General features: G+C 72.7%; 16 protein-coding genes. 8 read left to right on the forward strand and 8 right to left on the reverse strand.

Translation table 11 applies throughout. From position 1 onward, the window contains the following. Positions 1-18: 18 nt before the first annotated feature. Positions 19-1902, reverse strand: a complete 1884-nt coding sequence (locus ACLBYG_RS28580; RefSeq protein ID WP_026605374.1) for a methanol/ethanol family PQQ-dependent dehydrogenase — start codon at positions 1900-1902, stop codon at positions 19-21. Positions 1903-2283: 381 nt separating this feature from the next. On the opposite strand from ACLBYG_RS28580, the gene ACLBYG_RS28585 reads away from it, so the two are divergent. The 4 genes from ACLBYG_RS28585 to ACLBYG_RS28600 all read left to right on the forward strand — a co-directional run bounded on the left by ACLBYG_RS28585 (position 2284) and on the right by ACLBYG_RS28600 (position 8312). Beyond that, positions 2284-3147: a S1 family peptidase gene (locus ACLBYG_RS28585; RefSeq protein ID WP_331297497.1), complete on the forward strand. Its 864-nt coding sequence runs from the start codon at positions 2284-2286 to the stop codon at positions 3145-3147. Between the two features lie 168 nt (positions 3148-3315). Further along, entirely contained in the window at positions 3316-4785 is a 1470-nt protein-coding gene (locus ACLBYG_RS28590; protein WP_447683702.1) for a cytochrome P450, read from the forward strand. A gap of 25 nt (positions 4786-4810) precedes the next feature. Then, positions 4811-7282: a putative bifunctional diguanylate cyclase/phosphodiesterase gene (locus ACLBYG_RS28595; RefSeq protein WP_447683703.1), complete on the forward strand. Its 2472-nt coding sequence runs from the start codon at positions 4811-4813 to the stop codon at positions 7280-7282. Positions 7283-7370: 88 nt separating this feature from the next. Then, entirely contained in the window at positions 7371-8312 is a 942-nt protein-coding gene (locus ACLBYG_RS28600; protein ID WP_447683704.1) for an NAD(P)-dependent oxidoreductase, read from the forward strand. A gap of 83 nt (positions 8313-8395) precedes the next feature. Here the strand turns inward: ACLBYG_RS28600 and ACLBYG_RS28605 are convergent, their stop codons facing one another. The 7 genes from ACLBYG_RS28605 to ACLBYG_RS28635 form a co-directional block, all read right to left on the reverse strand. Beyond that, positions 8396-8635, reverse strand: a complete 240-nt coding sequence (locus ACLBYG_RS28605; RefSeq protein ID WP_020096021.1) for a hypothetical protein — start codon at positions 8633-8635, stop codon at positions 8396-8398. A gap of 112 nt (positions 8636-8747) precedes the next feature. Continuing rightward, positions 8748-10193, reverse strand: a complete 1446-nt coding sequence (locus ACLBYG_RS28610) for an adenylate/guanylate cyclase domain-containing protein (protein ID WP_026605372.1) — start codon at positions 10191-10193, stop codon at positions 8748-8750. 1 nt (position 10194) lies between these two features. After that, entirely contained in the window at positions 10195-11592 is a 1398-nt protein-coding gene (locus ACLBYG_RS28615) for a TAXI family TRAP transporter solute-binding subunit (RefSeq protein WP_447683705.1), read from the reverse strand. Between the two features lie 12 nt (positions 11593-11604). Then, complete coding sequence (locus ACLBYG_RS28620; RefSeq protein WP_020096018.1) at positions 11605-12525, reverse strand: DMT family transporter; 921 nt, start codon at positions 12523-12525, stop codon at positions 11605-11607. A gap of 31 nt (positions 12526-12556) precedes the next feature. Continuing rightward, positions 12557-13825, reverse strand: a complete 1269-nt coding sequence (locus ACLBYG_RS28625) for an arsenic transporter (RefSeq protein WP_020096017.1) — start codon at positions 13823-13825, stop codon at positions 12557-12559. Positions 13826-13892: 67 nt separating this feature from the next. Then, the gene (locus ACLBYG_RS28630; protein WP_447683706.1) at positions 13893-15116 is read right to left on the reverse strand and encodes a metallophosphoesterase family protein; all 1224 of its coding nucleotides are present in this window, start codon (positions 15114-15116) and stop codon (positions 13893-13895) included. A gap of 345 nt (positions 15117-15461) precedes the next feature. Next, a complete protein-coding gene (locus ACLBYG_RS28635; protein WP_427510446.1) occupies positions 15462-15704 on the reverse strand; it encodes a hypothetical protein in 243 nt (80 codons plus the stop codon). A 537-nt stretch (positions 15705-16241) separates the two neighbouring features. Between ACLBYG_RS28635 and ACLBYG_RS28640 the strand changes: the two genes are divergently transcribed. The 4 genes from ACLBYG_RS28640 to ACLBYG_RS28655 all read left to right on the forward strand — a co-directional run bounded on the left by ACLBYG_RS28640 (position 16242) and on the right by ACLBYG_RS28655 (position 20393). Next, on the forward strand, positions 16242-17042 hold the full coding sequence (locus tag ACLBYG_RS28640; protein WP_447683707.1) for a MetQ/NlpA family ABC transporter substrate-binding protein: 801 nt from the start codon (positions 16242-16244) through the stop codon (positions 17040-17042). After that, positions 17042-18208, forward strand: coding sequence for a methionine ABC transporter ATP-binding protein (locus ACLBYG_RS28645; RefSeq protein WP_091683304.1), 1167 nt, complete (start codon positions 17042-17044; stop codon positions 18206-18208). The genes ACLBYG_RS28640 and ACLBYG_RS28645 overlap by 1 nt, the downstream gene beginning before the upstream one ends. A gap of 78 nt (positions 18209-18286) precedes the next feature. After that, positions 18287-18940, forward strand: coding sequence for a methionine ABC transporter permease (locus ACLBYG_RS28650; RefSeq protein ID WP_020096012.1), 654 nt, complete (start codon positions 18287-18289; stop codon positions 18938-18940). A gap of 208 nt (positions 18941-19148) precedes the next feature. After that, positions 19149-20393 carry an SfnB family sulfur acquisition oxidoreductase gene (locus ACLBYG_RS28655; protein ID WP_447683708.1) on the forward strand — a complete coding sequence of 415 codons (1245 nt, stop codon included), beginning with the start codon at positions 19149-19151 and terminating at the stop codon, positions 20391-20393. Positions 20394-20400 lie beyond the last annotated feature (7 nt).

The raw sequence follows: 20400 nt of genomic DNA on the forward strand, positions 1-20400 counted from the left end.
GGCGGTTACCGGGGGCCCTTACTTGGCGGCGTGCTGCGCGTACTCGCCGACGTTCGGGTCGTCGTACGGGCCCTTGCCGTCCAGCGAGAACACCATCACGCCGCCGCCCATCTGGGTGTAGTTGGCGAGCTTCTTGAAGGCGCCCACCGCGCCGAGACCGGCGGTCGGGTCGGCGAGGTCGAACACCAGGCCCACGCCCGGCCAGCCGCCGACGCCGTAGTAGATGGCGACGTACTGCGTGCCCTTGTGGGTGTAGGTGATCGGGTAGCCGATGGCGCCCGACGGCAGCTTGAACTTCCAGAGGAGGTCGCCGTTGTCGGAGTCGCGCGCCTTGATGAAGCCGTCCAGCGTCCCGTAGAGGACGAGGTCGCCGGCGGTGGCGGTGGTGCCGCCCCAGACCGCGAAGCGCTCCATCTTCTCCCAGTTGAACTTGCCGGTGATGGCGTTGTAGCTCTTGATCTGGCCGAGGCCCTCGTAGTTCTGCCGGTCACCCTTCGGGCCCGGATACATGTTCAGCGTCGCACCGACGAAGAACTGACCCGCCCGGTAGGGCAGCATGAAGGGCTCCCAATCCATGCAGATGTGGTTGATGCCCATGTAGAAGGCTTGCCGCTTCGGGTCGTAGGAATCGTGACCCTGGTTGTGGTAGCCCATCGCCGAGGGGCAGATGTCCTTGGCGAGATGGTCCATCCGGGTGCCGTATTCCGGATCGCGCACCGGCGTGCCGGTCTTCAGGTCCACCGACTTGAACACGTTGACGGTGTCGTCGATCTTGTTGGCCGAGACCAGCGTGCCGTCCGTCCTGTCGAGGGTGTAGACGATGCCGTTGCGGTCCGGGTGGGTGAGGAGCTTCCTCATCTTCCCGTCCTTGTCCTTCTGGTCGGACAGCATCATCACGTTGACGCCGGCATAGTCCCACTCGTCGTGGGGCGTCTTCTGGTAGCCGAACTTCGCCTCGCCGGTGTCGGCGTCGCGGCCGAAGATCGTCATCGTCCACTTGTTGTCGCCGGGACGCATGGTCTCGTTCCACGGCGCCGGGTTGCCGGTGCCGAAATAGATCAGGTTGGTGCCCGGATCGTAGGCGTACCAGCCCCAGTTGGTGCCGCCGCCGATCTTCCAGGCGTCGCCCTCCCAGGTCGAGGTGCCGAGGCCCTTCTGGCCGTAATGGGCGTTGTGGATGTTGAAGTCCTTGGCGAGCAGCAGGTCCTCGTCCGGGCCGGTGGCGTAGGCGCGCCAGACCTGCGCGCCGGTCTTGACGTCGTAGGCGGTGAGGTAGCCGCGTACGCCGAGCTCGGCGCCCGAGGAGCCGATGATCACCTTGTCCTTCACCACGTAGGGGGCGATCGTGAGGGTCGAGCCGACCTTGATGTCGGAGTTCTCGACCTTCCACACCGTCTCGCCGGTCTGGGCGTTGAGGGCGGCGACGTTGCCGTCGAGCTGGGTCTTGAGGATCAGCGCCGGGGTCTTGCCGTCGCCGGGCCAGTAGGCGAGGCCGCGGTTCACGAGATCGCAGCAGGCCACCGAGCGCGCGGCCGGGTTCTGCTTGGGCTTGTCCTGCCAGAGGATCTTGCCCGGATCGTCGAGGCCGAGGGCGAAGGTGTTGTTGGGGAACGAGGTGTGGATGTACATGACGCCGTCGACGACGAGCGGCGCGCCCTCGTGGCCGTTGAGCAGGCCGGTGGAGAACGTCCAGGACGGCTTGAGCTGCTTGACGTTGCTCTTGTTGATCTGCGTCAGGTCGCTGTAATTGTTCGAGTCGTAGTTCTTACCGGGCATCACCCAGTTCTCGTCGCTCTTCGATTTCTCGACGAGCTTGTCGTTGGCCTGCGCCACGCCCGCCATGGCGACCGGCGCGAGCGCCATGATCGCCAATGCCGAGACGGAATTCCGGAGCCTGATCATCCTGCGTCTCCTCGCCGGACTGCCACGCCGTTTGGCCTCGCAGTCATCGTGGTGTTGATTCGATGGCGACACGACTTTCACCGACAAATCCGCCTCCAGCGTCGCGATAACCGGGCTATTTCCAGTATTCGCTGAGCTTATGAAAGACTTATTATCGTTGTGCGCCACTTGATTATTCGCACGGCTTGTAATGCGTGTCTTTGCAAAACGAAACATTTCTTTTCGGGATGATTTGGCAACAGAACACCGGAGATCTGGTAAGATCACGGAGACCTTGACCGAGAGCCGGCCGCTATCCCAGACAGGTGGGCCAGACAGGTGGGAACGATACGCGGGCGTGCGGGCCCGGAGCCGTCCGCCGACCCGTCCCGGGAGGACGCCATGGGTCATGTCACGGGCTGCGCGGCCCGCTCTCCGGCGCTGGCCGCCTGCTGGGCGGCTCTCGCCCTGGCGCCTGCGGCTCTGGCACCCGCGACCTTGGCGCCTGCGGCCCTGGCGGCCGGGACCGGCGGGGAACGCCGTCTCGCGGCGCTCTACCAGCAGGACGGGCGGCGCGAGCTGACGGGGGCCGACCTGGAGCGCTTTCCCGGCGCGGGCGTCCTGTGGTGCCGGCGACCGGACGGGATTCCCCAGAAGGCCGCCGCCGCGTGGCTGATCGGGAGCCGGTCCCTCGTGCTGATGAACGCGCACAATTTCCGCAATCGACAACTGGAGGTTACTCGAAACGTCGCCGACTGCTACTTTCAGATAGCAGGTCGGAACTACGCCTTCGTGCCCGAGATCCTGGAACTCGGCGTCGAGCCCGAGGCGCGGCGCCTGCACATCACCGACGACTGGGCGCTGCTGCGCCTCGCCGAGCCGGCCGAGGCGCGGCCGCAGCCGATCCCGGACCCGCCCACCCTTCCGACCGGCGACCTGACGCTCCCGGTGACGATGGTCTCACCGGCCGGGCACGAGAACTACCGGGGGCAGAGCAGCCGGGAATCCTGCGCCGTTCGGCGGATCGATCCGCCGAGCGAGGGCGCGATCCGCCGCGCCCGCCACGATTGCAACGACGGTTACGGCGGATCGGGCTCGGGCCTGTTCGACGCGGAGGGCCATCTCATCGCGATGCAGAGCGCGTCGCTCTCGATGAACCAGCGCCACGCCTTCGACATCGAGTTCCACTACGGCTCGGCCCTGCTGATCGAGGGCCGGCTCCACGAGGCCCTCGAGGCTCAGGCCCGCGCGACCCGGGACCGCTAGGGCGGGCCGCCCCCGGGTGTCCGCGGCGCCTCCCCGGGAATCCGGTAAGCTCCCGGTAAGCAAGGCGGCGGTTTCCGCCCCGGCGCCGGGGGAAGCGCTCGACGGCGCCGCGGCGGCAAGCCAAAACTTAACGTTGAACCTCGAATCTGGTCCCGCGAGGGAGCCGGTATGCCCGCTGTCGGAACGTTCAGGGTCTGCGCGCCGGGACGGCCGCCGTTCGCGGCGGCCGTGGCAGAGGGCGTGGCCGAGGCGGTCGCGCTGCCATCCGTGCTCGTCACGATGCTGGGCAGCCTGATCGAGGCCTGGCCCCGGCAGATCTACACACAACCCCTGGTGACCACCCGCTTCCTCGGCCAGCGGACCACCTACGTCTGCGATCCCGGTCACATCCGCGGCCTGATGGTCGACCAGGCCGAGGCGCTGGAGCGGGAGCCGTTCATGCTCCGGGCGCTCGCCCCGGCCCTCGGCGCGGGGGTCCTCACCGCGGACGGGGACCACTGGCGGCGTCAGCGCAGGACCGCGACCCCGATGTTCCGCCCGGACCGGGTCCGGAGCTTCGTGCCGGCCATGGCCCGGGCCGCCGCGGCGACGCGGGCGCGCTGGCGCGACACCGGTCCCGCCGGGAGCGAGCGGGACATCCTGCGCGAGATGATGCGCACGACGTTCGACGTCATCGTCGCCACGATGGTGTCGGGCGATCCCCACCTGGAGGTCGGGCCCTTCGGGGCCGCGATGGACGCCTATCTCGGCCAGACTAGCTGGAAGATCGCCCTGGAGATGCTGCGGGCGCCGGCCTGGGTCCCGCATCCGGGGTCCCGGGCCGGGGCGGAGGCGGTGCGCTACCTGCGCGGCGAGGTCGCCCGCACGATCGCGCGCCGCCGGTCCCGCGGCGAGCCCGGCTCCGACCTCCTCGGCCTCCTGCTGCAGGCGCGGGACCCGGAGACCGGCGCGCCGCTCACCGAGGCGAGCCTCGTCGACAACCTGCTGACCTTCGTGTCCGCCGGCCACGAGACCACCGCCCTGGCGCTGGCCTGGACCTTCCGGGTCCTGGCCGAGCACCCGGAGGTGGAGGAGCGCGTCGTCGCCGAGATGGCGCGCCTCGGCGCCGATCCCGAGTCCGATCCCGGTTCCGTGGACCGGCTCCCCTACACGCGTCAGGTGCTCCTCGAGGTGATGCGCCTCTATCCGCCGGCCCCGCTGATCGTGCGGCGGACGCGGGCCCCGGTCCGGCTCGGGGACACGGTCGTGCCGGCCGGGCAGTCGGTCCACGTGCCGGTCTACGCCCTGCACCGGCACGCGCTGCTCTGGGACAGGCCGGAGGCGTTCGACCCGGGCCGCTTCGCGCCGGAGCGGGCCGCCGCGCGCGACCGCTACGCCTACCTGCCGTTCGGCGCCGGCCCGCGGGTCTGCATCGGCATGGGCCTCGCCCTGACCGAGTGCCTCGTCGTCCTCGCGACGCTGCTGCCCGCCTTCCGCCTCCGGCCGGTGACGGCGGAGATGCCGGGGGCGCAGTTCCGCGTGACCCTGCGGCCCAGGGGCGGCCTGACCATGAGGGTCGCGCCCCGCCACGGGACCGGGCAGGGGGCCGGGCAGGGGGACGGGCACGGGGCCGAGCAGGGGGCGGCCCATGCCGCCTGAGGTGCCGCCTGAGGTGCCGCCTGAGATGCCGCCCGAGGTGTCGCCCGAGATCTCCGCGGGCGCGACCGGGCCGGGCGCGCGGCGGGGGACCTGGCCGGACCGCCGGCCGGGATCGCTGCTCGGCCGCCTCTTCGGTCCCGACGCCGACGACGCGCTGCCGAGCCGCTACCGCCTGCAGGTGCGCGCGGGGCTCCTCGACGAGACGCTGAAGCTCGCTACCTACTCGGCGGTGACGCACCTGATCATCGCGCTGGCCGTCGCGTACTTCTTCTGGGGTTCGGCCTCGCACACCTACCTCCTCGGCCTGCTCGCCGTGGTCGCGGTGCTGATCACGGCGGCGACCTACGCGACCTGGCTCTACTGGCGCACCCACGGCGACACCGCCTCGGCGCACACCGTCCGGTGGGGCTGCCGGATCTCCGCCGGCCTCGCCTTCGCCCTGGGCCTCGCCTGGGCGACGCTGCCGGTCGTGCTGTTCGCCCCCTCCGGCGGCGACGCGCGGCTGCTCGTCGTCGCCATCGTGGCCGGCCTGATCTCGGACGCCTACGTGGTCGGCCCGCTCCTGTCGGTCTCGTACCTGTTCGCGGTCCCGGTCATCGCCGGCAGCTTCGTCGGGCTGGCCCGGTCCGGGGAGCCGGTCGCGCTCAGCATCGGCTTCCTGCTCGCCGTCTACGCGATCTTCGTGGTGACGAGCGTGAGCCGCATGAGCCGCCTGTCGCGCCAGCGCATCCTCGACCGCGTGCGGGTCGAGGACCAGAGCGAGACGATCGGGCTGCTGCTCAACGCCTTCGAGGCGAATGCCAGCGACTGGCTGTGGGAGACGGACGGGACCGGACGGTTCCAGCACGTCTCCACCCGGATGGCGGACGTGCTGGCCTGCCCGGTGCAGAGGCTCCAGCACGCCTCGTTCCCGGCGCTGCTCGCCGGCCGGGCGGAGGCGCCCCCCGAGGCCGACCAGAGCGCCGACCTCGTGGACCGTCTCCGGCGGGGCGTCGCCTTCCACCAGCACCTGATCGCCATCGACACGCCGGCCGGCCGGCGCTGGCTCCGGCTGAGCGGCAAGCCGTTCCTCGACCAGAAGGGGCGCTTCGCCGGGTTCCGGGGCGTCGGCTCCGACGTGACCGAGGCCCGCCGGGTGGAGGCGCACATCGCCTATCTGGCCACCCGGGACCCGATGACCGGCCTGTCGAACCGGGTCATGTTCCACGACGTCGCGTCCGAGGCCTGCGCGGCCGCCGCGCAGAACGCGCCGCAGAACGCGCAACCGGCCCCGGACGCGACGGTCAGCCTGCTCTACCTCGACCTCGACGGCTTCAAGACCGTCAACGACAGCATCGGCCACGCCGCGGGCGACGCCCTGCTGGGGCAGGTCGCCGATCGCCTGCGTGCCCTGCTCCCGGCCGACGCGCAGGCGTTCCGTCTCGGGGGCGACGAGTTCGCGATCCTGCAGCGCGGCCGGGACGGTACGGCCGCGCAGACCCTGGCCGAGGCCACGATCGCGACTCTGCGCGAGCCCTACCTCATCGACGGCGTCCGGGCGGAGATCGGCGTCAGCGTCGGGATCGCCTGCGCCCCCGCGGACGCGACCGAGCCCGAGGACCTGCTCCGGAAGGCGGATCTCGCGCTCTACAGCGCCAAGCAGGGCGGCAAGGGGCGCTGGCGGGGCTTCGACCGCGACCTGGACGTGCGCGTCCAGCGCCGGCACGAACTCGACGAGGCGATGCGCCAGGCCCTCGCCGACGGCGAGATGGCGCTGCACTACCAGCCTTTGGTCAGCCTGCAGGACGGCCAAGTGGTCGGCTGCGAGGCGCTGCTCCGCTGGACCCGGCCCGGTCTCGGCCCCGTCTCGCCCGCCGAGCTGATCCCGATCGCCGAGGGAACCGGCTTCATCCTCGCGCTCGGGCGCTGGGCGCTGCGGCGGGCCTGCGCGGAGGCGCTGACCTGGCCGGCGCGCCTGCGCGTCGCCGTCAACATCTCGTCAGTCCATTTCCGCCGGCCCGACTTCTTCGCCGACGTCGCGGCGGTGCTGGGCGAGACCGGCCTCGCGGCGGACCGCCTGGAGATCGAGATCACCGAGTCGATCTTCCTGGCCAACACGCCGCACGTGCTGGACAATCTCCGCTCCCTGCGGGCGCTCGGCGTGCGGATCGCCCTAGACGATTTCGGGACGGGCTACTCCTCGCTGAGCTACCTGACGCAGTTCCCGGTCGACAAGATCAAGATCGACCGCGCCTTCGTGCGCGACCTGAGCAGCCGCCCCGAATGCCTGACGGTGATCGAGGCGATCATGGTCATCGCCCGCGACCTGCGCATCGACGTCACCGTGGAGGGCGTCGAGACCGAGCAGCAGGCCGAGCTGCTCCGGCTGCGGCGCTGCAACAGCGCGCAGGGCTTCCTGTACAGCCCGGCCCGGCCGCCCGAGGAGATCCCCGGCCTGATCGAGAGCCTGCCCCGGCGGGCGCTCCCGACCGAGCGGGCGGTCCGCGCGGTCGCCTGAGGGCGGGCGAGCCCGGATCCGGGTTGCCACGCGGGCCGGAACGGCTCTAGCGGGAGACGATCACGCGGAACCGGGACACAGGCGCGCCATGCCCAAGGTCGTCATCAGCGAGTTCATGGACGAGGCCGCGATCGCGGCCGAGCTCGCCGGCCTCGACGTGCAGTACGATCCCGGCCTCGTCGACCGGCCCGGAGACCTCGCCGCCGCCGTGGCCCAGGCCGACGCCCTGATCGTGCGCAACCGGACCCAGGTCCGCGGCCCCCTGCTCGACGCCGCCCGCGACCTCAAGGTCGTCGGACGCCTCGGCGTCGGCCTCGACAACATCGACGTTCCGGCCTGCCGGGCGCACGGCATCGCGGTCTACCCGGCCACCGGCGCCAACGACGGCGCGGTCGCCGAGTACGTGGTCGCAACCGCGCTGCTGCTCCTGCGCGGCGCCTACGGGGCCACGGCCCGCGTGGCGGCCGGCACGTGGCCGCGCAACGCCCTGATGGGCCGCGAGATCGCCGGCAAGCGCCTCGGCCTCGTCGGCTTCGGGTCGATCGCTCGCGAGACTGCCCGGAGGGCCGCGGCCCTCGGCATGGCGGTCGCCGCCCACGACCCCTTCGTGGACGCGGGCGACCCGGCCTGGAACCCGGCCTACGGCCCTGTGCGGCCCCTGGCGCTCGACGCGCTGATCGCCCAGAGCGACGTGCTCTCGCTGCACGTGCCGCTCACCGATCAGACCCGCGGGTTGATCGACGCGGCAGCGCTGGCCCGGATGCCTGCGGGCGCGATCCTGATCAACGCGGCCCGGGGCGGGGTGGTGGACGAGGCCGCCGTGGCGCAAGCCCTGCGCTCCGGCCATCTCGGCGGCGCGGCGCTGGACGTGTTCGACCGCGAGCCCCTCGACGCGGCGGCGGGCGCCGTCTTCGCGGACGTGCCGAACCTGATCCTCACGCCGCACATCGCCGGGGTGACGCAGGAGTCGAACGTGCGCGTCTCCGCCGTCACGGCCCAGGCCGTCCGCCGCCACCTCACGAGGGACTGAACCGGGAGGGCCCGCGCGCGGCTGCACATCGACGGCAACCTGCGCGCCGCGCGGGTCGTCTTCGACGGGCTCGACCAGGAGGCTCAGCGCAGGGCGAGCACCTGGGCAGCGTGCGAGGCGACGGCCTGCACGGCCGGGAGATCGTAGGCGTAGACGCGGCCGGCCAGGATCGCGAGCGCCAGCGTCCAGAACACCGCACCGCCGACGCGCCGCGCCGTGCGGTCGCCGGTCGAGGTGGCCGGGCAGGCGCCGGCGACGCCGTCGGCGACGGGCTCGCCGAACGGATCGAAGGCCGGCGACTGGTTTTCAGAAGCGCTGCGCATGGTGCCGAATGTCGCGCTCGGCAGGTCCGTTCGCAATGGACACGTCTTTCGAATTTCGCTGCGCACGGAGATGCTTGTTCTCCATTCGATCCCCACGACAGGCAGGTTCTTCTCAGAGGGCCGGTTCGACCGCCGGGAACGCGATATCTTCTTCCCGGCGGGGGCCGGGACCGCCCGCTCCCGGGGCGGCGGGCGTGTGGTAGGCCATGCGCTCGCGGCGCCCCCGCAGGGGCTCGCGGCTGACTTCGCGCCACGCCTCGGCCGGCGCCCCCGCGGCCCGCCGCGCGGCCTCCGAGACCAGGATCGGGACGCCGTGGAGCTTGGTCGCCTGCTCGAGGCGGGCGGCGACGTTGACGGCGTCGCCCAGCACGGTGAACTCGTAGCGCGCCTCCTCGCCGATGATCCCGCAGAACACCTCGCCGTAATGGACGCCGACACCGATGCGCACGGCCTGCGCGGGTGCGGCCCTGTCGGTCCAGCGGGCGATCACCGCGACGAGGTCCTGCGCGAAGGCGAGGGCGCGGGCCGCGTCGTCGGGCCGGGGCTCGGGCAGGCCGAACACCACCAGGGCGCCGTCGCCGATGAACTTGTCGACCACGCCGCCCCGCAGGCGGGCGAGGCGCGTCACCCGCCGCCGGAAGGCGGACAGGAACTCGGAGAGCCGGTGCGGATCCAGGCTCTCGGCCAGGGTGGTCGAGCCGCGCATGTCGACGAACACGATGGCGGCCTGCTGGCGGCGGCCGGCCTTCAGGCTCCCGTCGCCGTCGGCGAGCCGCAGGACCAGCTCCTGCGGCAGGAACCGCGACAGCCGGTTGCGCCGGGTCGCCTCCCGCAGTGCCGACACGGCGAACAGCACGAACAGCACCGCCAGGGCCCCGACCATGACCCAGATGGCCAGGGCGATCCGCGACACCGTCGCCTGCCGCCGCTCCATCCGCCGCGCCTCGTGCGCCTCCATGCGGCGCACCCGGTCGCGGATCGCGTCCATCACCTGCTTGCCGCGCCCGTCCGCCACGGAGGCGCGGGCCGCCGCGCCGTCGCCGGCGCGCATGAGGGCGACGCTGGCGCCGAGCTCGTCGAGCTTCCGGCGGATCAGCCCGGCCAGGGTGTCGAGGTCGCCCCGCTGGTCGGGATCGTCCTGGACGAGGTCGCGCAGGAGATCGAGCTGCTGGTCGACGTTCAGCCGCCCCTCTGTGAAGGGCAGCAGGAAGGCCTCGTCGCCGGTGAGCAGGTAGCCGCGCTGGCCGGTCTCGGCGTCCTGCACCGCCGACAGGACCCGGGCGAGGCGCCCGTCCACCGCCACGGTGTGGCGCACGGCGTCGACGCCGCGCTGCTGGTACACGAAGGCGCCGAGCGCGATGGCGGTCATCACCAGGATCGTGGCGAACCCCACCGTCATCCAGGTCACGGTGCGCGAGCGCAGGGATCGCTGCACCCGCGCCCCCACGCGCGCGCCGACACGCGCCCTGACCGAGGCGGCGTCCGGCGCGGCGTCGCTCCGGTCCGATTCTGTTGCGGTGGCGGGCACGGTGGCGGGCGCGGGCGCTGGGACGGACATGTCAGGCCCCGCCCGCGCCGTGCAGCCGGACGGGCCGCCCGGTCCGCCCCCCGTCCTCGGCCGCCCGCGCCCGGCAATCCGCGATGGTCGCCCGCGCCGTGTCGATCGCGACGGACGCCGCCGACATGGTGCGGGTGTCCGGCTCCCGCTCGCGGGCGTAGCGGACGACGTCGATGGCCAGCGCGTCGACCTCGACGGTGAGCGCCTCGATCGCCGCCGGGTCGCGCAGCGCCCTTGCCTGCCCGGCGATCTCGAGGAGCCGGTCCATGATCTCGTCGATCCGCTCGCGGCGCAGGCTGGCGAGGCGCTGCCGGATCCAGGCCAGCACCGAGACGAGGCCACCCGCCAGCGCGCCGAGGAGGTAGAGCGTGTCGCCGTAGCGCTCGATGAAGCCGTGCTGGTCGCGCTCGTAATAGTCGATCGCCCCCGGATGGATCGGGATGCGGGCGCTGGTGGCCGCCACGGTCGTGTCGTAGGCCGGGGCCTGGACGTACTCGGCGGCGTCCGTCGCCAGGGCGGCGGCGCCGCGCTTCTCGAAGAGCTGCTGGGTCACGTCGGCCGCCACGACGCGGCTTAAGGAGGCCCGGGCCATCAGCCGGTACGAGGCGCCCACCGTCTTCACGTCGTCGGCCGGCAGCTTCGGGCGGCCGCCGAACAGGCCGCCCGGGACGGTGACCGCCTGGAGCCGCGGGAAGCGCTCGATCACCGCGCCGTCATCCTCCACGGCGACGAACGCCACCTTGCCGCCGCGGGCGACGCCCTGCACGGCCGAGACCAGGGCCAGCGCCTTCGGCGCCGAGGGCGCGATGATGCTGACGAAGGCGTCGATCCGCTTCTCGCGGAAGGCGCCGGCCACCGCCTCCTGGTCGACCGGGACCAGCAGGACCGTCGAGTCCCGGGCCGGGCCGGCGGCCTCCTCCAGGGTGAGCCCGTAATAGCCGAGGAGATTCCGGAGCAGCCAGAGATCGGCGTCCCGGTGCGCCGCGATGCCGAGCCGCTTGCCGGCGAGCTTCGGGAAGCTCGTGATCCCGGCCTGCTCGGGCGAGGCGATGACCATCGCCTGGTCGCGCAGGATCGCCAGGGTCAGGCCGTTCGTCGGCAGCAGCACGTCGGGGCGGACCACCGCGAGGTCGGCGCGCCCGTCCTGCAGGGCGGCGGCGCTCTCGCGCACGTCGTCGAAGGACAGGATCTTCAGCCGGACATTCTCGTGCGCGGCCTCGAGCGCGTCCGCGTAGGCCTTGATCAGGCCGGGCTCGGTCCCGTCCCGGGGGGCGACCGCGATGGTGAGCACCGTCGCCTGGAGCAGGTACCACGCCGCGACCCCGCCCGCGCCCAGGAGGGCGGCCCCGGCCAGGAGCAGGGTCTCCCGGCGCAGGATCCAGGCGGGGAGGGTCCACATCGCCCCGGCCACTCAGAACAGCGAGATCAGCACGATGCCGCCGACCATCAGGGCGGCGCCGATCAGGCGCGGCGGGCCGGCCTTGACCCGCTTCATGCCGAACCAGCCGAAATGGTCGAGCGCCACCGAGGTCAGGAGGTTGGCGGTGATGAGCAGGCCGTTGAAGGCGCCGGCCCCGACCTTGTCGACGAAGAGCAGCCCGGCGAAGACCGCGACCGCCCCGGTGAGGCCGGCCAGGGGCATCCACCAGCGGACGCCCGCGACGTCGTCGCGGGTCGGCAGCGGCGACGGCCGCAGCAGGAACATCAGCGCGAACACGAACACGACCGGCACGAACGACACCGTCGCGGCGAGCCAGGGATTCTCCAGGGCCCCGCGGAGCTGCGCGTTCCAGACCACGCCGATCGCCATCAGGGCGCCGGCCACGAGGATGAACGGGTAGAGCAGCTTGCCGCCGACCCCCGAGCCGCCGCCGTCGCTCTTGCCGCCCGAGCGCGCGATGAAGGTGACGCCCACCGCCATCAGCAGGCCGCCGAGCCAGGGCATCGGCTTGAAGCCCGCCGCCTGCAGGCCGAACAGGCCGAGCGCGTCCATCGCCAGAGAGGTGAGGATGTTGGCGGTGAGCGTCAGGCCGTTGAACGGCCCGGCGCCGACCTTGTCGATGAAGGCGAGGCCGCCGAACACCGCGACCGCGCCGGCGAGGCCGCCGAGGGGCGCGTACCAGGGCATCTTGCCCAAGCTGTCGAGGCTCGGCAGCGGCGTCGGCATGGTGAGGAACAGGGTCGTGAACACGAAGACGATCGGCAGGAACGACACCGTCGCGGCGAGCCACGGATTGACCATGCGGCCGCGCAGCTGCGCGTTCATGGCGTTGCCGATCGCCTGCAGCGCGCCCGCCACCAGGATGAAGGGATAGAGGAGGGCAGCCGTCACGCGCGCGGACCTTCGGGTTTGCGGGGAAGGGTCAGACGAGGAGCAGGCCGGCGAGCGCCAGCGCGAGGGCCGGCGGCATCACCAGCAGGCCGAGCTTGAGGAAGGTCCAGGCGCCGACATCCTGGCCCTCGCGGCGGATGGCGGTCAGCCAGAGGATCGTGGCGAGCGAGCCCGTCACCGACAGGTTCGGCCCGAGATCGACGCCGATCAGGATCGCGCCCGCCACCTTCTCGGGCACGTGGGCGGTCTGGACCGCGGCGCCCGCGATCAGCCCGGCCGGCAGGTTGTTGACGAGGTTGCACAGCACCGCGACGAGGCCGCCCGCCCCCCAGGCGGTGGCCTCCGGGGCGGCGTGGGCGTAGCCCTTGAGGAGGTCCGCCAGCATCGCCAGGACGCCGGTCTTCTCCAGGGCCTCCACGAGGACGAACAGCCCGGCCACCAGCGGCAGCACGCTCCACGACACGTCCTTGGCCACCTCGACGAGGCCGCCGCGCTTGAGCAGCAGCACGACGATCGTGGTGGCGAGCCCGGCCACGAAGGTCGGCAGGCCGAGGTCGAGGCCGAGCGCGGAAGCCGCGATCAGCACGCCGCCGGTCGCCACGATGCCAATCCCCGCCACGAGGCCGGTGCGGGACAGCGGCACAGCCTCGACGTCGGTGGCGACCTCCTGCCCGCGCAGGGTCTTCGCCTGGGTCAGCCGCAGCACCGCGTAGGTCGTCGCGATGGCCAGCAGCGAGGGCAGGGCGAACAGGCCGAGCCAGCGCACCAGCGGCGGCATGTGCTCGGCGAAGACCACGAGGTTGGCCGGGTTCGAGATCGGCAGCACGAAGCTCGCCGCGTTGGCGATGAAGGCGCAGATGAACAGGTAGGGGAGGGGATTCTCCACCTTGGCGGCCTTGGTGGCCGCGTAGACGGCGGGCGTCAGCACCACCGCGCAGGCGTCGTTGGACAGGAACACCGTGACGACGGTGCCGACGAGGTACACGAGGGTGAACAGCCGGGTCGCCGAGCCCCTGGCGGCGCGCACGGCGATCGAGGCGAGCCAGTCGAACAGGCCCTCCTTCCGGGCCACCTCCGACATCAGCATCATGCCGACGAGGAACAGGTAGACGTCGGTCCCCTTCAGCACGCCGTCCCAGGCGGTGGCGGGGGCGAGCAGGCCGAGGGCCACGAGGGCGCCGGCCCCGAGCACGGCCCAGATCGCCTCCGGCCACGCGAACGGCCGCAGGATGACGCCGAGGGTCGCGAGGGCGGCGATCGTCCAGGTCGCGATGTTGGGGGTCAGCGTCAGCGCGCCCATCGGTTGCGGTGGTCCTCTGGTGTGGTGGATCGTGCGGTGCGGTGTGCCGCGATTCGGGCGGGACCGGCTACCAGTGCCGGCCGTTGCGGTTCGGCCCGAGCTGGTCGCCCCGGAGCCCCTTCTCGGGCCAGGCCGGCAGGCGGAACGCGTCGCTGCCGGGCCGCTCGTGCGCGGGCGGCGGCACGAAGCTCCGGTCCACGGGCTCGATCACCTCGGTGTCGGTGTGGCCGGTGCCGTCCGCGACCGTGACGGCGAGGCGGCGCGCGCCGTCCCGCCAGGGGATGCGGGCGTGGACCGTCCGGGGGCCGTCCGGCACCATCGGGTGGGCCGGGCCGCCATCGACGCGCAGGTGACAGCGCCACTCGGCCCGCGGCCGGTCCGACAGCACGAGGGCGCGCACCGAGACCGTGCCGTCGGCGGCGTCGAGGGGCGCCGTGGCGAGGCGCCGGTCGGCGGGGCTCGTGACCATCACGAAGGGCAGCGCCCGGTCGAGGGGCTTGAACCGCCAGCTCGCGACCGGCCCGTCGATCGCCGCGACCGCGTAGCCGACCGAGCCGTCCTCGTTCTGGCCGACCGAGCGGGCCGCGGCGTAGAGGGTGCGCCCGTCCGGGGCGAGCTCGTTGTAGTGGGTGTGGCCCATCTCGACGAGGCGGACGCCGTAGTGGCGGATCAGGCCGGCGAGCGCCGCCCGCTCATCGGGCACGCAGAGGTCGTCCGGGTAGGTGTGGGCGAAGACCGCGCAGGGCTGGCCCTCCCGCTCGGCCCGGGCCAGCTCCTCGCCGAGCCACGCGAGCTGGTGGGGGCCGAGGCGGAAATCGAGGCCGAAGCCCTTCTGGCCGTAGCCGGGGCTGACCATGTCGAGGAACAGGCAGCGCACGCCCGCCCAGGTCTCGGCGAAGTAGTAGTGCGTCACGGAGACGGGGTCGCGCGGGCGCGGCAGGTCGTGGCGCCGCGCCGCGTGGCCGCCGCCGCGCGGGCTGCCCGCCACCGCGGCGAACAGGGCGTCGAAATCCGCCATCGTGCCGTGCTGGCGGTCGTGGTCCCCGGCGATCAGGCGCACCGGCAGGTCCGGGTGCCGGTCTAAGGCCTCGCGCAGGACCGCGTACTGCTCCGCCCGCCCGTCCTCGGCGAGGTCGCCGGGGATGTAGACGAAGTCGAGGAGACCGTGTCGGTGCAGCCCCGCCACCTCGGCGAGCATCGCCCGCAGGTCGGCGGCGTGGGGGTCGGAGGCCCGCTCGAGATGCAGGTCGCCGATATGCGCGAAGGCGAACACGCCGTGGCTCGCCGTCATGGCGCGCCCGCGCGCCGTCTGTGGTTTCCCTGAGCCATCGTGCCCCCCGGACAGGCCCGTCCGCCCCGGCCGGGAGATCGGCCGCGGTGGTCGCGACCGGCCCGACGTTTCGGAACCGGCGGGGTTCCGGCCCGGAGGGGAGACGCGCGCCGGTGGGGCCCTACATTTTCGTGAGCGCGGGCCCGATCCGTGCCCGGCGCCGCGAAGTGTCGTGAAAACAGACACTCGCTGTCCTCTCAGCCGACAGATCCGGGCGATGTCGGCCCAAGGTCAGCCCGGGGTCAGCCCGGGGTCAGCCCGGGGTCAGCCAATGACTCCGCCGGCCGGCGGGCCTGTCGGCGCGCCTCAGTGCACGCGCCGGAACAGATCCGGCAGGTAGCGTTCCAGGGTCTCGTGTCCCTCGAACTGCACGTCCACGGTGGCGGCCGCGCCCCATGGGCGGTGGAGCCCCACGACCCGGCCGCGGGCATGGCGCCAGATCCCGAGGATCTCGGCGAGGTCGAGCCGGTCGAAGACCACCTCGTCGCCCGGGGCGAGGACCGGCGCGGCGACGCCGGACCAGGCCTCGGGGACCGGGCGGCGGGGCATCTCCGCGACCCGGGAAGGCTCATCCCCCGGATCGAGGATGGGGGAGAAGGTTTCGTTCGCGGAGTGCTCGCGGAAGAGCATGATCTTCACTAAGCCGTTGCGATGACTGGATAATCGCAGGTTCAATCCGATCCGACAAGGCTTGTTCCGGCGCTCCCCCCGCCGGACCGACCTGTATTCGGCGCCCGGTCCGGGCGACCGGGATCCGCCCGGGCGCCGCGCCCCGTCCCCGGGGCCGGACCGCCCGCGGGACCGCGCGCGCGGGGACGGAGCGGAGCCGGAGAGGAGCCCCGAGGGGGCGCAGCATGCGCCTCTCCGGTTCAGGGGTATCGGGAGATCGTTCGTGTCGTCGAACGACGATCTTTAGAATTTCGGGGCGGGCCGCGCTGATCTAAACCTGACGCGAGACAATCATCCACGTGAGACGGCGCCTGTCGACTTGATGGATCGTGTCCGCATGCCTTCGGATGCGGAGCGAACCATCGCGGCCCGGCAGCCGGACTTGCCCCCGTCCATCCCGATCAGAGTTCCCGCCCGATGAAGTTCCTGCGTCTCCTCGCCGTCGCGGCGCTCAGCCTCGGGGCCGTGCCGGCCGGGGCGGAGACCCTCCGGGTCGGCGTCGTGCCCGGCGCCTACGGCGACGCCGTCACGGTCGCGGCCCGGGAGGCCAAGGCCGAGGGCCTCGACGTCAAGGTGGTCGAGTTCAGCGACTGGACGACGCCCAACGTCGCCCTCGACGCCGGCGACATCGACGTGAACTTCTTCCAGCACCGCCCCTTCATGGAGAACGCCGCCAAGCAGAAGGGCTACGCGTTCGACATCGTCGGGCTCGGGATCCTGTCCAATATCGGCCTGTACTCCCTGAAGCATAAGAGCTTCGACCAGATCCCGGCGGGCGGCACGGTGGCGATCGCCAACGACCCGGTGAATCAGGGCCGCGGCCTGCTGCTCCTCCAGAAGGCCGGGCTGATCACGCTGAAGGACGGTGTCGGCTTCCTCGGCACCCTCGACGACATCGTCGAGAACCCGAAGACGCTGCGGTTCACCGAGGTCGAGGGGCCGCAGCTCGCGCGGATCACCGGCGACGTCGACCTCGCCCTGGGCTACCCGCACTTCATCGTGGCGGCCGGCAGTTTCGACCCGACCAGCGGATTGATCTATTCCGGTATCGAGGACAGGCGCTTCGCCGTGAGCTTCGTCACCAAGGCCGCCCGCAAGGAGGACCCCGTGATCCGGAAATTCGTGACGCTCTTCCAGAACTCGGAGGCCGTGAAACAGCAGATCCGCAAGTCCTTCGCCAACAGCGACAAGCTGTACCTGCTGGCGTGGCAGAACTGATGGTCGGCCTGATCTTCGACAGCCTGCGCGATCCGGGCACGCCGGCCGCGGCCGGGCGGACGAGCCCGGGCGCCGCGACCGCCGCCCGGACCCCGGTCGCCGCGCCCGGCAGCGAGGCCGGCCGGGAGACCGGAACGGTGCGGTTCGAGTCCGTCTCGAAGACCTACCGCTCGGCCGCCGGACCGGTGCAGGCGCTCGACCGGGTGGACCTCGCGATCCCCGCCGGCGCGATCTTCGGCATCATCGGCCGCTCGGGGGCGGGCAAGTCGAGCCTCCTGCGCACGGTCAACCGGCTGGAGGCGCCGAGTTCGGGCCGGGTCCTGGTCGACGGCGCCCCGATCGACGCCCTCGACACCGACGGGCTCGTCGCCCTGCGCCGGCGCATCGGCATGATCTTCCAGCACTTCAACCTGCTGGCGGCCAAGACCGTCCGGCAGAACGTGGCGCTGCCGCTCACGGTCGCGGGCGTCCCGCGGCACGCGATCGGCCCGCGGGTCGCGGAGGCCCTGCGCCTCGTCGGCCTGGAGGACAAGGCCGACACCTACCCGTCGCGGCTCTCCGGGGGCCAGAAGCAGCGGGTCGGCATCGCCCGGGCGCTCGTGAGCGATCCGGAGATCCTGCTCTGCGACGAGGCGACCTCCGCCCTCGACCCGGAGACGACGCTGGCGATCCTCGACCTGCTGCGCGACATCAACCGGCGGCTCGGGATCACCATCATCCTGATCACCCACGAGATGAGCGTGATCCGCGAGATCTGCAGCGACGTGGTGGTGCTGGAGGGCGGCCGGGTCGTCGAGACCGGGCCGGTCTGGCGCGTGTTCGGGGCGCCCGAGCACCCGACCACCCGGGCGCTGCTCGAACCCCTGACCCGCGGCCTGCCGCCGGATCTGGCGGCCCGGCTGCAGCCGCGGCCCGCGCCGGGCGGCTGGGCGATCCTGCGGATCACCTGCTCGGGCCGGGCCGCGCCGGATCTCTCGGGCCTCGCGGGGGCCGGGGCGCCGGTGCGCCTGCTCCAGGCGGGCATCGAGCGGATCCAGGGCCACGCGGTCGGCCGGATGCTGGTGGCCGTCCCGGCCGAGGATCCGGGCGCCGAGGCGCGGCTGCGGACGCTCGGCGGCGACGTGGAGCGGGTCGGCTACGTCCCCGCCGACCCGGCGGAGGGGTGAGACGATGCGGGACCGCTCCTCCCCCGATACCCCGACCGCTGCACCGCCGCCCCTGCACCCCGAACCCGGAGGCCCGCCATGTCGCCGCAGATGATCGAACGCCTCTGGCAGGCCTTCCTCGACACCGCGCTCATGGTCGGGGTCTCGGCCGGGATCGCCGTGGTCGCCGGCATTCCCCTGGCGCTGTTCCTCGTCACCTCCGGGCCTGGCGGCATCTTCGCGGCGCCGACGGCCCACCGGGTGGTCGGGACCGTGGTCAACGGCTTCCGGGCCGTGCCCTTCATCGTGCTGCTGGTGGCGCTGATCCCGTTCACCCGGCTGGTGGCCGGCACCACGATCGGCGTCTGGGCGGCGATCGTGCCGCTCTCGGTGAGCGCGACCCCGTTCTTCGCTCGGATCGCCGAGGTCTCGCTGCGGGAGGTGGATGCGGGCCTGATCGAGGCCGCCCAGTCCATCGGCTGCCGGCGCCGGCACATCCTCGCCCACGTGCTCCTGCCCGAGGCGCTGCCGGGCATCGTGGCCGGCTTCACCATCACGGTGGTGGCGATGATCGGCGCCTCCGCGATGGCGGGCGCGGTGGGCGCGGGCGGGCTCGGGGACGTCGCCATCCGGTACGGCTACCAGCGCTTCGACACCACCGTGATGGTGGTGGTGATCGCGATCCTGATCGCCCTCGTGTGCGCGGTCCAGTTCGCGGGCGACACCGCGGTGCGGCGGCTCCGGGCCCGCTGAGCGAAACCGCCCGATCTGGGCGATCCGACCGGGAGCCCACACCGATGGATCGTCCCCGGTCGACGACCTCGACATCGCCGTCCGCGCGCGCGGAGCGAAGCCGTCCAGGCCGCGCCGCGTCTTCCGACCGCGCGCGGCCCCCGGGGCGCTTCGCAGCGCTCGCGATGACGGCGGGACGTCCCAACCCGAGCGGTCAACCGGAAACCGTATGAGCCTGCACCTGGACGATCCCGTCACCGACCCGGTCGAAGATCGGCTGCCGCCGCCGCCGTCGCCGCCGCACCGGATCCGCTCGGATGCCGAGGCGATCGCGGCCGCGCGGGCCGTGGCCCGGATCTTCGCGGCGGGCGCGGCCGAGCGCGACCGCGACCGGCGCCTGCCCTGGGCGGAGATCGCGGCCTTCACGGAGAGCGGGCTCGGCGGCATCACGGTGCCGCGCGAACACGGCGGCGCCGGGGTCTCGCACGCGACGCTCGCGGAGGTCTTCGCGATCCTGGCCGCCGCCGACGGCTCGGCGGCGCAGATCCCCCAGAACCAGTTCGGCGTCCTGGCGCTGGTCGCGGCCGCCGCCAGCCCTGCCCAGCAGGCGCGGATCTACCGGGACGTGCTCGCCGGCCACCGGATCGGCAATGCCGGCCCCGCCCGCAACGGCAAGGCGATCACCGGCGTGGACACGCGGCTGACCGCCGGGCCGGAGGGCCCGCGGCTCAGCGGCACGCGCTTCTACGCCACGGGCGCGCTCTTCGCCCACTGGATCCCGACGCGCGCGGTCGGCCCCGACGGCGGGCCGCTCCTGGTCTTCGTGCGCCGGGACGCCCCCGGCGTGCGGGTGGTGGACGACTGGCAGGGCTTCGGCCAGCGCACCACGGCGAGCGGCAGCGTGATCTTCGCGCAGGCCCCGGTCGAGGCGGAGCTGACGATCGACCTCGCGCCCCTGGCCGGGCGCCCGGGCCTGTTCGGGCCGGTCTCGCAGCTGATCCACGCGGCGATCGACGCCGGGCTCGCCCGGGGCGCGGCCGCCGCCGCCCTCGACTTCCTGCGCACCCGGACCCGGCCCTATCCCTTCACCGCCGAGACCGTCGCGGAGGATCCCCACATCCTCGGCGAGGTCGGGCGGCTCACCGTCGACCTGCACGCCGCCGAGGAGGTCCTGGCCCGGGCCGGACGGGCGCTCGACCGGATCGCCGCGGCCCCCGTCACCGCCCAGAGCGCGGCCGAGGCGTCGGTGGCGGTGGCGCAGGCCAAGATCCTCACCACCGAGATCGCCCTGGAGGCCTCGGAGCGGCTCCTCGAGCTCGCCGGCGCCTCGGCGACCCGCGAGACCTACAATCTCGGCCGGTACTGGCGCGACGCCCGGGTCCACACCCTGCACGACCCCGTGCGGTGGAAGTACCACCTCCTCGGGAACCACGCCCTGAACGGCGTGCTGCCCGCCCGGCACCAGTGGAACTGAGGACCGG

This window comes from Methylobacterium sp. D53M, from assembly GCF_053345625.1.

Bases quoted from the DNA above. Each gene is read 5' to 3' on its own strand.
- ACLBYG_RS28580 (WP_026605374.1), bottom strand. From the start codon at position 1,902: ATGATCAGGCTCCGGAATTCCGTCTCGGCATTGGCGATCATGGCGCTC.
- ACLBYG_RS28585 (WP_331297497.1), top strand. From the start codon at position 2,284: ATGGGTCATGTCACGGGCTGCGCGGCCCGCTCTCCGGCGCTGGCCGCC.
- ACLBYG_RS28590 (WP_447683702.1), top strand. From the start codon at position 3,316: ATGCCCGCTGTCGGAACGTTCAGGGTCTGCGCGCCGGGACGGCCGCCG.
- ACLBYG_RS28595 (WP_447683703.1), top strand. From the start codon at position 4,811: ATGCCGCCCGAGGTGTCGCCCGAGATCTCCGCGGGCGCGACCGGGCCG.
- ACLBYG_RS28600 (WP_447683704.1), top strand. From the start codon at position 7,371: ATGCCCAAGGTCGTCATCAGCGAGTTCATGGACGAGGCCGCGATCGCG.
- ACLBYG_RS28605 (WP_020096021.1), bottom strand. From the start codon at position 8,635: ATGCGCAGCGCTTCTGAAAACCAGTCGCCGGCCTTCGATCCGTTCGGC.
- ACLBYG_RS28610 (WP_026605372.1), bottom strand. From the start codon at position 10,193: ATGTCCGTCCCAGCGCCCGCGCCCGCCACCGTGCCCGCCACCGCAACA.
- ACLBYG_RS28615 (WP_447683705.1), bottom strand. From the start codon at position 11,592: ATGTGGACCCTCCCCGCCTGGATCCTGCGCCGGGAGACCCTGCTCCTG.
- ACLBYG_RS28625 (WP_020096017.1), bottom strand. From the start codon at position 13,825: ATGGGCGCGCTGACGCTGACCCCCAACATCGCGACCTGGACGATCGCC.
- ACLBYG_RS28630 (WP_447683706.1), bottom strand. From the start codon at position 15,116: ATGACGGCGAGCCACGGCGTGTTCGCCTTCGCGCATATCGGCGACCTG.
- ACLBYG_RS28635 (WP_427510446.1), bottom strand. From the start codon at position 15,704: ATGCCCCGCCGCCCGGTCCCCGAGGCCTGGTCCGGCGTCGCCGCGCCG.
- ACLBYG_RS28640 (WP_447683707.1), top strand. From the start codon at position 16,242: ATGAAGTTCCTGCGTCTCCTCGCCGTCGCGGCGCTCAGCCTCGGGGCC.
- ACLBYG_RS28645 (WP_091683304.1), top strand. From the start codon at position 17,042: ATGGTCGGCCTGATCTTCGACAGCCTGCGCGATCCGGGCACGCCGGCC.
- ACLBYG_RS28650 (WP_020096012.1), top strand. From the start codon at position 18,287: ATGTCGCCGCAGATGATCGAACGCCTCTGGCAGGCCTTCCTCGACACC.
- ACLBYG_RS28655 (WP_447683708.1), top strand. From the start codon at position 19,149: ATGAGCCTGCACCTGGACGATCCCGTCACCGACCCGGTCGAAGATCGG.